The sequence below is a fragment of the Paraburkholderia unamae genome, from assembly GCF_003096875.1.
In the GTDB taxonomy this organism is placed as follows: Bacteria; Pseudomonadota; Gammaproteobacteria; order Burkholderiales; family Burkholderiaceae; genus Paraburkholderia; species Paraburkholderia unamae.
This window is the reverse complement of record NZ_QEOB01000026.1, coordinates 1-12077: the sequence shown is the minus strand read 5'-3', so window position 1 is coordinate 12077 and position 12077 is coordinate 1. Positions and strand designations below refer to the sequence as shown.

Sequence of the window (12077 nt, the reverse complement as noted above, 5' to 3'; positions counted from 1 at the left end):
GCAATGACCGCGCGAAGACACTCCATGAAGCGGCGCAAGAAGCGTAATTACCAACAAAAACGGGGCTCGGTGAGGAGCCCCGTTTTTGTTGCAGCATCACCGAAACGACCGGAATGTCTGCTGCAACGAACCTGCGCAATACCTAATTCAGTGACTGAAATCAGGCAGCGACGGCGGCCTTCACCTGCTTGACGATCGCAGCAAATGCAGCCTTGTCGAACACAGCCATGTCAGCCAGAACCTTACGGTCGAGTTCGATCGAAGCCTTCTTCAGGCCGTTGATGAACACGCTGTAGGTCATGTCGTGCTGACGCACCGCCGCGTTGATACGCGTGATCCACAGTGCGCGGAACACACGCTTCTTGTTGCGGCGATCGCGGTAGGCGTACTGGCCTGCGCGCATGACCGCCTGCTTGGCGATGCGATAGACGTTATTGCGACGGCCGCGGTAACCCTTGGCCAGGTTGATGATCTTCTTGTGGCGGGCCCGTGCGGTAACCCCACGTTTGACTCGAGGCATGTTTCGCTCCTATGAGTTATCGGTTGAGGATTACGCGAACGGCAGCATTGCGCGCACGGAGTTCAGATCGGAATCATGAACGGCCGTTGCACCACGCAGATGACGCTTGTTCTTGGTGGTCTTCTTGGTCAGGATGTGACGCTTGAAGGCTTGACCGCGCTTGACGGTACCGCCCGGACGAACCACGAAGCGCTTTGCAGCGCTCTTCTTGGTCTTCATCTTCGGCATGACAGACAACTCCATTATTTGATGGACATGGGTGTGCGGTTGGCACGGTGTTCACACACCTGGCCGGGACTCCGCCCTTCGAAACCCACTCCACTTGTTTTGGCGACTGGCTGGCTTTTGAAAAACAAGCTTGCCGCCGCTTTCAGGAAAAACGCCCGTTTGCCGCACTTCACGTGCAGCGCGCGGGCGCCGTTCCGGAACCTGCTTCCCGCCTTCTCCATGCACTCACGGAAAAGACGTCTTTCAAAACTTCATTTGGCCGCCACGCAGGTCGAACCGCGCGGCACGCCGGATTACTTCTTCTTCTTCGGCGAGAGCACCATGATCATCTGGCGCCCTTCCATCTTCGGCATCTGCTCGACCTGACCGACTTCTTCGAGGTCGGTGCGCAGGCGCTCGAGCATGCGCATGCCGATTTCCTGGTGGGCCATTTCGCGGCCGCGGAAACGCAACGTGATCTTCGTCTTGTCGCCGTCATCGAGGAAGCGGATCAGATTGCGCAGCTTGACGTTGTAATCGCCGTCGTCGGTACCCGGGCGGAACTTGACTTCCTTGACCTGGATGACCTTCTGCTTAAGCTTGGCTTCGTGCTGCTTCTTCGATTCCTGGTACTTGAACTTGCCGTAGTCCATCAAGCGGCACACGGGCGGCACCGCCTGGGGGGCAATTTCAACCAGATCGACGTCCTGCTGTTCCGACATGCGGAACGCATCGGCCAGCTTTACGATGCCGAGCGGCTCGTTCTCGATTCCGACGAGACGCACCTCGGGTGCAGTGATTTCACCGTTGATGCGATGCGACTTATCCGTAGCGATGTTACGTTTCCTCTAAAAATTAAAAAAACGAGCCGCGCTGCCGCAGTGGCTTACTTGAACGTCTTGACGTCTTCCGCAAGACGCGCAGTAAAGGCTTCGACGGGCATGACACCCAGATCGACGCCGCCACGGGCACGCACGGCTACCGTTTGTGCTTCACGCTCCTTGTCGCCGACGACAAGCAGGTACGGGACCTTCTCAAGCGTGTGCTCGCGTATTTTATAGCTAATTTTCTCGTTGCGCAAATCGGCCGTCACTCTAAGCCCTTGTTTTTGCAACGATTGGGCCACATTCGCGGCGTATTCGGCCTGATTTCCCGCGATATTCATCACAACGGCCTGCACCGGAGCGAGCCACGGCGGCATCGCGCCGGCATGGTGCTCGATCAGAATGCCGAGAAAACGCTCCATCGAACCGAGGATGGCGCGGTGCAGCATGATCGGGCGGCGGCGGCTGTTGTCCTCGGCCACGTACTCGGCGCCAAGGCGCTCCGGCAGCACCATGTCGAGCTGCAACGTGCCGCACTGCCACGAGCGGCCAAGCGCGTCCTTGATGTGGTACTCGACCTTCGGGCCGTAGAAGGCGCCCTCGCCCGGCAACTCTTCCCATTGCAGACCGCAGGCCGTGAGCGCCTCGCGCAGACCCTGCTCGGCGCGATCCCACGTCTCATCCGTCCCCGCGCGCGAATCCGGGCGCAGCGAGAGCTTGATGTCGATGTGATCGAACCCGAAATCCTTGTAGATGCTCATCGCCAGCGTGTTGAAGGCGATCGACTCGCTGATGATCTGGTCTTCGGTACAGAAGATGTGAGCATCGTCCTGAACGAAGCCGCGCACGCGCATGAGGCCGTGCAGCGCGCCAGACGCCTCGTTGCGGTGGCACGAACCGAATTCCGCGTAACGCAGGGGCAGATCGCGGTACGAGCGCAGGCCGTGGTTGAACACCTGGACGTGGCCCGGGCAGTTCATCGGCTTGATCGCGTAGTCGCGCTTTTCCGACTCCGTCGTGAACATGTTTTCACGATAGTTCTGCCAGTGACCCGACGCTTCCCAGAGCGAGCGGTCCATGATCATCGGCGTCTTGATCTCGTCGTAGCCGGCCACGCGCAGACGGCCGCGCATGTATTGCTCGACCTGCTGCCAGAGCGTCCAGCCCTTCGGGTGCCAGAACACCATGCCCGGCGACTCGTCCTGCATGTGGAACAGGTCGAGTTGCTTGCCAAGCTTGCGGTGGTCGCGCTTTTCGGCCTCTTCGAGCATGTGCAGGTACTGATCCTGGTCTTCCTTCTTCGTCCAGGCCGTGCCGTAAATGCGCTGAAGCTGCTCGTTCTTCGCGTCGCCGCGCCAGTAGGCGCCTGCGACCTTCATCAGCTTGAAGACCTTGAGCTTGCCCGTGGACGGCACGTGCGGGCCGCGGCACAGATCCGTGAAGCCACCATGCGAGTACAGCTTGATTTCTTCCGCGCCCGGAATCGACTCGATGATCTCGGCCTTGTACTTCTCGCCGATGCTCTTGAAGTAGTCGACCGCCTCACCGCGCGTCACGACACGGCGCGACACCGGCTCGTCCTTCTTCGCGAGTTCCTGCATGCGGTTTTCGATCTTTTCGAGATCTTCGGGCGTGAAGGGACGGTTGTAGGCGAAGTCGTAGTAGAAGCCGTTGTCGATGACCGGCCCGATGGTGACCTGCGCTTCGGGAAACAGCTCCTTGACCGCGTACGCCAGCAAGTGCGCCGTGGAGTGACGGATGATGTCGAGACCGTCGGCGTCCTTGTCCGTGACGATGGCGAGCGATGCGTCGCGATCGATCAGCGTCGACGTATCGACCAGTTCGCCGTCGAGCTTGCCGCCCAGCGCCGCCTTGGCGAGACCGGGACCGATCGAAGCCGCCACTTCGGCGACCGTGACGGGATGATCGTACTGTCGAACCGAACCGTCGGGCAGACGTATCGCAACCATTCTTTTCTCCAAAAGTGCCATGCGGGCACGTCGAATTTCTTGTGAGGACAGACCCGCGCAGAATCTCGCGGCGAAAAAAAAATGCGGCCCCGCTTTCGAGGGGCCGCATTCACTTTTCAAACCAGACAGCAGAGGCGAAAGAGGTCCTCGACTAGCGTCGCTCCGAAGTTGTTTCGGTAAACGTTCGCGGTGTCATAACCGTATTCGCCTTTTGGCGCTTCCTTTAAGGATCCAGCGCTTACTGCTCACTGCATTTTTAAGCTCCCGGCAGCCTGCACCAGGAACCCGATTTCGTTGGTAGGCTCGATTGGACTCGAACCAACGACCCCCACCATGTCAAGGTGGTGCTCTAACCAGCTGAGCTACGAGCCTGAAGAAGAAAGATTATATGAAGTGTTCACAGACTTGGCAAGTCTTTTTTGCAGCGCGGCAATGAAAAGCCGCCCTAGCCCCTGCGCGACGCACGCAACACGCCAACCACCTCGCCCAGCAGCACGCAGGCGCGCTGGATTTGCGCGGAGTTCGACACTTCGACCGTGAACTGCATGAATGCCGCATTGCGGCGCGATTGCGTCTTCACGCCGATCACGTTCATCTTCTCGCGCGCGAACACTTCGGAGATGTCGCGCAGCAAGCCCTGGCGGTCGGTGGCCTCGATCGAGATATCGACGGGATAGACCGACTGGCCGCGCCCGCCCATCACGTCGGCGGACCACGTGGTGTGCAGCACGCGCTCGGGCGCGCGGCTCGCCATGCGCAGGAAGGTCGGGCAGTCGCTGCGATGGATCGACATGCCCTTGCCGCGCGTGACGAAACCGCTGATGTCGTCGGGCGGCGCGGGGCGGCAGCAGCGCGCGAGCTGCGTGAGCAGCGCGTCCACGCCCACCACCAGCACGCCCGACGACCCGCCGTGCGCCACGTTCGCGCCGCTCGCGCGCTTGGTGAGTTGCTCGGGCGTCTCCTCTTCGGGCTCGGCCGGGGGCGCGTCGTGCAGCGCGTGCTCGACGTTGCGCAGACTGAACTCTTCCTTGCCGACCACGCTGAACAGATCGTCGGTCGACTTGAAGCCGAGCTTCGCCGCGAGCTGATCGAGATTGACGGACGTGCGGCCCTCACGCTGCAACGTCTTTTCCACCATCGCGCGGCCGTTGGCGATATTTTCCTGCGCCTCGATCGAGTTGAACCACGCGCGCACCTTCTGGCGCGCGCGCGGGCTATGCAGATAGCCGAGCTGCGGATTGAGCCAGTCGCGCGAAGGTCCGCCCTCCTTCACCGAGACGATTTCGACCGTCTGGCCGTTGCGAAGCTGCGTGTTGAGCGGCACCATCGCGCCGTCCACGCGCGCCCCGCGGCAGCGGTGGCCGAGCTCGCTGTGCAGGTGGTAGGCGAAGTCGAGCGGCGTCGCGCCCTGCGGCAGCGCGATCACGCGCGCCTGGGGCGTCAGGACGTAGATGTGGTCGTCGTCGAGCGTGGCCTGGCGCAACTGCTCCCACGGCTGGCGCCCGTCCGACACGTCGTCCTTCCAGGCGAGCAACTGGCGCAGCCATGCGATCTTCTCGTCGTAGCTGCTGCTCGCGCTGAACTGCCCGCCATAGCCCTTCGAGCCGGCTTCCTTGTAGCGCCAGTGCGCGGCCACGCCGTATTCGGCAAATTGATGCATCTCCTGCGTGCGGATCTGCACTTCGAACGCGCGACCGTCGTCGCCGACCACCACCGTGTGCAGCGAGCGGTAACCGTTGGCCTTGGGGCGCGAGATATAGTCATCGAATTCCCGCGGCACCGGCTGCCAGAGGTTGTGCACGATGCCGAGCACCGTGTAGCAATCCTTGATGTCGGGCACGATCACGCGAAACGCGCGCACGTCGTAAAGCTCGGAGAAGTCGATCTCCTTGCCGCGCATCTTCTTCCAGATGCTGTAGATGTGCTTGGGCCGCCCGCTCACTTCGGCCGGGATGTGCGCCGCCGCGAGTTCCTGTTGCAGCCGCGCGATCGCCTCGGACACATAGCTCTCGCGCTCCACGCGCTTTTCGTCGAGCAGCTTCGCGATGCGCTTGTAGGTGACCGGCTCCTGGAAGCGGAACGCCAGGTCTTCGAGCTCCCACTTCAGTTGCCAGATGCCGAGGCGGTTGGCGAGCGGCGCATAGATTTCGAGCGTCTCGTGCGCGATTTCCGGCGCCGGCGTGACTTTCGCCGCCGCGTAGTAGCGCAGCGACTGCAAGCGCGACGCCAGCCGGATCAGCACCACGCGAATGTCCTGCGCGAACGCCAGCAGCATTTTGCGCAGCGACTCGACCTGCGCGCGCCGCGCCGCCTGGGCGTCGCGCCCTTCGCGCCCCGACTCCGGCATGGCCTGCTGCGCCGCGCGCAGGCTCACGCTGCCAAGCCGCAAGAGCTTGCGCACGTCGAACACGAGCTTCGCGACCTCCGCGCCGAAGCGCGCCTCGAGCATGGCTTCCGGATCGTCCAGATGCGGCGCGAGATTGAAGAGCGCCGCGGCGAGCACCGCGGGCGGGTCGACGTTGAGCCGGCCCATGATGGACGCCGTGCCCTGCGCGTGCTCGATGAGCGGCTCGCCGGTGGACAGGCGTGCGTCGCCCGCGTGCTCGCGCACAAACGCAAGCGCGTCGTCGAGCGACGGCAGCGCAACGGAATCGGCGGGAAGCGCGGGAGCGGGAGGTACGGTGTCGCTACTCATGAGGCGATGCCCGCCGGCAAACCGGACGGGCGACAACGGAACGGATCAAATAAACAGAGAGTCTGCGCGGGTTGCGTGGATCGCGCCGGAGCGCACTCAATCGCGCTGCGCGGCCACCACGACGATCTCGACCAGACACTCCGGATTCGCGAGCTTGGCTTCCACCGTCGCGCGCGGCGGCGTCGCGCCCTGCGCGACCCACTTGTCCCACTCGGCATTCATGCCGGGGAAATCCTTCATCTCGGCGATATAGATCTGCACCGAGAGCAGCAGCGACTTGTCGCTGTTCGCTTCGCCCAGCAGGCGGTCGATGTGGCCGAGCACTTCGCGCGTCTGGCCGGCGATGTCCTGCTTCGTGTCCTCGGCGATCTGGCCCGCGAGGTAGACGGTGCCGTTGTGGATAGCGGTTTCCGAAAGACGCGGGCCAACGTGGTGACGAATGACTGCCATGAAAATTCCTGTCTGGGAGTGGAAAACGCGGGCCGGTGCAACCCGGTACGCACGAACGCCCACCGGTTACACGCCGACCAATCTCATATTATGACCCGCGAAGGGCCTCGCCGTCGAAGAAACGGCGCGCGATCGCAATCTGGTCCGCCGAGAGGAACGCGGGTGCGTGCCCCACGCCTTCGATTTCGACGCTCGACACGTTGCGCCCCGTTTCGACCATCTTCGCGACCGTTTCGCGCGAAAGCAGGTCCGAAAGCGCGCCGCGCACGACCAGCACCGGCCCTTCGAACGCCGCAAGCGAGCGCCACAGGAACTTCTCGCCCTCCTCGCTCTGTTCCGGCGTGAGTGTCTTGAAGGGCTCCGCAACGCGCGGGTCATAGCGATAGCGCCACTGGCCCTCCACCTCGTGCAGCAACGGCGTATTGATCTCGCGCCAGTCCTCGGCGCTCAGCGGGCCAAACGAGGCCGCGAGCAGCGCCGCATTGTCGATGCCTTCCTGAAGCGTGGCGAAACGCTCGTCGCGCCCGACATACTGGCCGATGCGCTCGAGCGACGAAGGCTCGATATGCGGACCGACATCGTTGAGCAGCAAGCGGCGAATGGGCGCGCCCGGCAACCCCGCGAGCGCCATGCCGATCAGGCCGCCCATTGAGGTGCCGAACCAGTCCACCTGCTCCGCGCCCGTGCGCGCGATCAGCGTGACCATGTCCGACACGTACTGCGCGACGCCATAACCGCGCGCATCGAGCAGCCAGGACGACAACCCGCGCCCGGCCACGTCCGGACACACGACACGATACTCGCCCGCCATCGCGGCGGCGAAACGGTCGAAGTCGCGGCCCGAGCGCGTGAGCCCGTGCACGCACACGAGCACGCGCGGATTGGCGGGGTCGCCCCATTCCGTGTACGCGATGCGGTGCAGGCCCGTGGGGCTGATGCACTGGACGGACTGCTGGCGCGGCGCGGCGGTCGATTCGGTCATCGCAGGATCCTCGCTGAAAGGCGCTTCAAGGCGTTCGGCCGATTGTAAACGGCTTTGCCCCGCGGCATGGGCGGCATAGCCGCACGCGAAAATCTCGCAGAAGGACTGGCGGCCGGAGTCGAAGCGCCGCCTGGCCGCGCTTCGACCGGCGCGCCTTCGGCCATCCGGCCTATGCCGTCCGGCCGAGGTTTCAAGCGAGCGTGCTCGCGCAACAATTCAGGCACCGCAAATGAAACGGGCGGGACCGAAGTCCCGCCCGCCGCGAATCATGCCAATGCAACGACGCTTACTTCACCGCGCTCACATCGAGCGGCGCGCCGGTCTTCGCCTGGATCTCGTCCACCGTCACACCCGGTGCGAGCTCGGTCACCTTCAGACCGGCGTCGCTCACTTCCATCACGCCGAGGTCGGTAATGATCAGGTCGACGACGCCCACGCCCGTGAGCGGCAGCGAGCACGCTTCGAGAATCTTGTGCTGGTCGCCCTTGGCCACATGCTCCATCAGCACGACCACGCGACCTACGCCCGCCACGAGGTCCATCGCGCCGCCCATGCCCTTGATCATCTTGCCGGGGATCATCCAGTTGGCGAGGTCGCCCTTCTCGCTCACCTGCATCGCACCAAGAATGGCGAGGTTGATATGGCCGCCGCGAATCATCGCGAACGAGTCCGCCGACGAGAAAATCGACGAGCCCGGCAGCGTCGTCACCGTCTGCTTGCCGGCGTTGATCATGTCGGCGTCCACTTCGTCCTCGGTCGGGAACGGGCCGATGCCGAGCAGGCCGTTTTCCGACTGAAGCCACACTTCCATGCCGGTGGGCACATGGTTGGCCACGAGCGTCGGCAGGCCGATGCCGAGGTTCACGTAGAAGCCGTCCTGAAGTTCTTTCGCCGCGCGGGCGGCCATTTCGTCACGATTCCATGCCATGGTCGGTCTCCTTCCTCAGTTGCCCGCAGGGTTGCCCGACGCTGCGCGCACGGTGCGTTGTTCGATGCGTTTTTCCGGGTGCGCGTTGAGCACGATGCGCTGCACGAAGATGCCCGGCGTATGGATCGTGTCCGGATCGAGTTCGCCGTTCTCGACGATCTCCTCCACTTCCACGACCGTGATCTTGCCCGCCATCGCGCACATCGGGTTGAAGTTGCGCGCCGTGCGGCGATAGACCAGGTTGCCCGACTTGTCGGCCTTCCAGGCCTTCACGAGCGCCACGTCGGCGGTGAGCGAATGCTCCATGACGTAGTGCTTGTCGCCGAACTGGCGCGTTTCCTTACCTTCGGCGATCAGCGTGCCGTAGCCGGTGTTCGTGAAGAACGCCGGAATGCCCGCGCCGCCCGCGCGCAGCTTTTCCGCCAGCGTGCCCTGCGGCGTGAATTCGAGCTCGAGTTCGCCCGAGAGGTACTGGCGCTCGAATTCCTTGTTCTCGCCCACGTAGGACGAGATCATCTTCTTGATCTGGCGCGTTTCCAGCAGCAGGCCAAGGCCGAAGCCGTCCACGCCCGCGTTATTGCTGATGCAGGTAATGCCCTTCACGCCCGTCTCGCGCAGGGCGCCGATCAGTGCTTCGGGAATGCCGCACAGCCCGAAACCGCCGACCGCGAATGTCTGGCCGTCCTTGACGATGCCCTCGAGCGCGGCTGCCGCGCTTTTGTAGACCTTGTTCATCAGTGTGTCCCTTCCTCGAATGGAAATTCGCCAATCCGGTTTGGCGCGCGGACGTCTGGCGCGCCCGGATGTTCAATTCTAGTCATGCCCCGGTGGCGTTGCCGTGAAGCCGGCCGCCCGGGCAATCCGTGCGCGCGGACTGAAAAACCACCGCGCGCCCGGCCCTCCGATGGGTGCAAAGCGTACGCTGGCAGCCTGTTGCGGCACAATACGCAAAACTACATAAAGCGATACCCGCATCGCCTGCCATGCCCTCTCCAATCGAACCCGCAGAACGCTCCGCCCTCGACTATCAGACCGCGTTCCATCTCGCGCCCATCGGCCTCGTGCTTTCGCGCGAACGCACGATCATGGACTGCAACGACCAGGTCGCCGCCATCTTCCGCTGCCCGCGCGAAGCGCTGATCGGCCAGTCGTTCCAGGTGCTCTACCCTTCGGCGGACGAGTTCGAGCGCATCGGCGCGCGCATCCCGCCCATCATGACCGCCCAAGGCAGCTACGCCGACGACCGCATCATGAAGCGCGCCGACGGCGAACTCTTCTGGTGTCATGTGACGGGGCGCTCGATCGACCGCGCAGCGCCCCACGCGGCGGGCGTCTGGACTTTCGAGGACCTGAGCGCGACGCGCCGGGTGGCGGTCGAACTCACGCCGCGCGAGCGCGAAATCGCCGCGCAGCTCGTCACGGGCAAGACCAGCAAGCAGATTGGGCGGATTCTGGCGATCAGCTCGCGCACCGTGGATGTGTACCGCGCGCGGCTCATGCGCAAGTACGACACCGGCAACGCCACCGAATTGCTTCAGCGGCTGCTCGGCCAGTGAATGCGCGTTTTCCCGGCCAAGCAGGCGCGCGAAAAAGCGGCCGGGCGGCCTGCTGGCGCACGGCCTGCGGGCTCAGCCCACGCGCCCGGACTTGACGAGCCCCGCGTGCTCGATCGTCGCGCGCAGCGTGTCGGGAATCGGCACCGATTTGCCGGCCGCGTAGTCGACCCATACACAGCGGGCGTTGCCACGCGCGTAGAGCGTGTCCGGCTCGTCGGCGCGGCGCAGCTCGAAACCGGTGTCGAAGCTGCTGCGGCCGGGCTGCCCCACGGTCATCGTGCAGACGATGTCCCCTGGGTAATGGAGCTGCTTGAGGAATTCCATCGAAGCGTTGACGATCACGGGCCCTTGATCGGCGCCGCCCTCGGCCACGACGCCCAGATGCTCGAACCAGGAAATCCGCACCTGCTCCATGTAGCGGAAATAGACCGTGTTGTTCACGTGTCCGAACGCGTCCATGTCGCCCCAGCGGATCGGCATGGTCATTTCAAATACCGGGTGGTAATCACTCATTGCACTTCAACTTCTGTAGGTTCGAGAAAACAAATTGCCGGCAACGGCCGGGCTCGCCGGCGCTCAGGCGAGCCCGAAACCGTCGTCGGCGGTGATGATTGCGCCGTTCATGAAGGCCGATTCGTCGGCGGCGAGCAGCAGCAGCAGGCCGTCCAGGTCCTCGGGCTTGCCCACGCGGTGGCGCGGCAGCATCGAAACGAGCTTCTGCCCCTGCTCGGTCGACCAGTGATGGTGGTTGAGCTCCGTGTCGATGTAGCCGGGGCAGATCGCGTTCACGTTGATGCCGTGGCGGCCCCATTCGAGCGCCATCGACTTCGTCATGTGCACGACCGCGGCCTTGCTGATCGCATAGAGGCCGATCTGCGGCAGCACGCGCAAGCCCGCCACCGAGGCGATGTTGATGATCCGGTACGCTGGTTTCGTACTGCCGCCGTTGCCGCGCATCATCATGCGTTTGGCAACCTCCTGGGCCACGAAGAAAGCGCCGCGCGTGTTGGTGTCGAACACGTATTCGAAGTCGGCGGGCGTCACGTCCGCGAGCTTTTGCGTCGTCGACACCCCCGAATTGTTGACGAGGATGTCGATCGTCCCCGCCTCGGTTTCCGCGTGCGCCACCGCCGAGCGGATGCTCTGATAGTCGGTCACGTCGAGCGAGACGACATGCGCGGCGCCCCCGCTGGCTTCGATTTCGGCGCGCAGCTCCTTCAGGCGCTCCACGCGGCGGCTCGCCAGCACGACCTTTGCGCCCGCCTGCGAGAGCACCTGGGCAAAGCGCTTGCCAAGCCCGCTGGAAGCCCCCGTGATCAGCGCAACCTTGCCTTCCAGATTGATCGAACGGCCCATTTCCGGTTCCTGTTCAGAGGTGAAAAAGCGCCAGAACGCAGCGTTGTACGCACGTCAAATCGGGGGTCACGGAATAGCACGATCGTGCTAATGTTAGCCCGTTGGGTTGCGGCACGGGGAACGTTACCCGACAATACGAACCCGAAAAAAGCATTCTAATGGCAAGAGGAGCATAGATGACCCCCGCAAGTCTTTTGGAGCAGTACGGTCCACGCGAGTCGATGGAATACGACGTGGTGATCGTGGGCGGCGGCCCGGCCGGGCTTTCCGCCGCAATCCGCCTGAAACAGCTGGCCGCAGAGAAAGGCGCCGAAATTGGCGTGTGCGTGCTGGAAAAAGGCTCGGAAATCGGGGCGCACATCCTCTCCGGCGCGGTCATGGATCCGCGCGCGCTCAATGAACTCATTCCCGACTGGAAAGAACAGGGCGCGCCGCTGAACGTGCCCGTAACCGAGGACAAGTTCCTTTTTCTTTCTGAAACGGGGGCTAAATCTGTGCCGAACTGGGCACTCCCCGACAACTTCAAGAATCACGGCAACTACGTCATCAGCCTCGCGAACGTCACGCGCTGGCTGGGCCAGCAGGCCGA

At 63.5% G+C, this 12077-nt stretch carries 13 protein-coding genes and 1 tRNA gene; 2 read left to right on the top strand and 12 right to left on the bottom strand.

Annotation, left to right across the window (positions count from 1 at the left end; genetic code table 11):
- Positions 1-160: 160 nt before the first annotated feature.
- The 10 genes from rplT to C7402_RS37495 form a co-directional block, all read right to left on the bottom strand.
- Positions 161-520 carry a 50S ribosomal protein L20 gene (rplT, locus tag C7402_RS37545; protein WP_004192938.1) on the bottom strand — a complete coding sequence of 120 codons (360 nt, stop codon included), beginning with the start codon at positions 518-520 and terminating at the stop codon, positions 161-163.
- Positions 521-550: 30 nt separating this feature from the next.
- On the bottom strand, positions 551-748 hold the full coding sequence (gene rpmI, locus C7402_RS37540; protein ID WP_004191477.1) for a 50S ribosomal protein L35: 198 nt from the start codon (positions 746-748) through the stop codon (positions 551-553).
- Positions 749-1041: 293 nt separating this feature from the next.
- Entirely contained in the window at positions 1042-1563 is a 522-nt protein-coding gene (infC, locus tag C7402_RS37535; protein WP_083245567.1) for a translation initiation factor IF-3, read from the bottom strand.
- A gap of 50 nt (positions 1564-1613) precedes the next feature.
- Positions 1614-3521 carry a threonine--tRNA ligase gene (gene thrS, locus C7402_RS37530; RefSeq protein WP_116614152.1) on the bottom strand — a complete coding sequence of 636 codons (1908 nt, stop codon included), beginning with the start codon at positions 3519-3521 and terminating at the stop codon, positions 1614-1616.
- Between the two features lie 295 nt (positions 3522-3816).
- Positions 3817-3893, bottom strand: a tRNA-Val gene (locus C7402_RS37520).
- A 73-nt stretch (positions 3894-3966) separates the two neighbouring features.
- Entirely contained in the window at positions 3967-6216 is a 2250-nt protein-coding gene (locus tag C7402_RS37515) for a RelA/SpoT family protein (protein ID WP_116614151.1), read from the bottom strand.
- Between the two features lie 96 nt (positions 6217-6312).
- Positions 6313-6666: a RidA family protein gene (locus tag C7402_RS37510; protein WP_112176741.1), complete on the bottom strand. Its 354-nt coding sequence runs from the start codon at positions 6664-6666 to the stop codon at positions 6313-6315.
- Positions 6667-6754: 88 nt separating this feature from the next.
- Positions 6755-7648 carry an alpha/beta fold hydrolase gene (locus tag C7402_RS37505; RefSeq protein ID WP_116614150.1) on the bottom strand — a complete coding sequence of 298 codons (894 nt, stop codon included), beginning with the start codon at positions 7646-7648 and terminating at the stop codon, positions 6755-6757.
- Between the two features lie 286 nt (positions 7649-7934).
- Positions 7935-8576 (bottom strand): CoA transferase subunit B, encoded by a 642-nt coding sequence (locus tag C7402_RS37500; protein ID WP_112176739.1) that lies wholly within the window; start codon positions 8574-8576, stop codon positions 7935-7937.
- A gap of 15 nt (positions 8577-8591) precedes the next feature.
- Entirely contained in the window at positions 8592-9311 is a 720-nt protein-coding gene (locus C7402_RS37495) for a CoA transferase subunit A (protein ID WP_116614149.1), read from the bottom strand.
- Positions 9312-9559: 248 nt separating this feature from the next.
- On the opposite strand from C7402_RS37495, the gene C7402_RS37490 reads away from it, so the two are divergent.
- Complete coding sequence (locus C7402_RS37490) at positions 9560-10132, top strand: PAS and helix-turn-helix domain-containing protein (protein ID WP_112176737.1); 573 nt, start codon at positions 9560-9562, stop codon at positions 10130-10132.
- A gap of 72 nt (positions 10133-10204) precedes the next feature.
- Here C7402_RS37490 and C7402_RS37485 read toward each other — a convergent pair whose 3' ends face one another.
- Together C7402_RS37485 and C7402_RS37480 are read right to left on the bottom strand one after the other, a co-directional pair.
- Positions 10205-10645: an acyl-CoA thioesterase gene (locus C7402_RS37485; RefSeq protein ID WP_112176736.1), complete on the bottom strand. Its 441-nt coding sequence runs from the start codon at positions 10643-10645 to the stop codon at positions 10205-10207.
- A 63-nt stretch (positions 10646-10708) separates the two neighbouring features.
- On the bottom strand, positions 10709-11488 hold the full coding sequence (locus C7402_RS37480; protein ID WP_112176735.1) for an SDR family oxidoreductase: 780 nt from the start codon (positions 11486-11488) through the stop codon (positions 10709-10711).
- Between the two features lie 176 nt (positions 11489-11664).
- On the opposite strand from C7402_RS37480, the gene C7402_RS37475 reads away from it, so the two are divergent.
- Positions 11665-12077: NAD(P)/FAD-dependent oxidoreductase (locus C7402_RS37475; RefSeq protein ID WP_133254624.1), on the top strand; the 413-nt coding region annotated here is incomplete at its 3' end.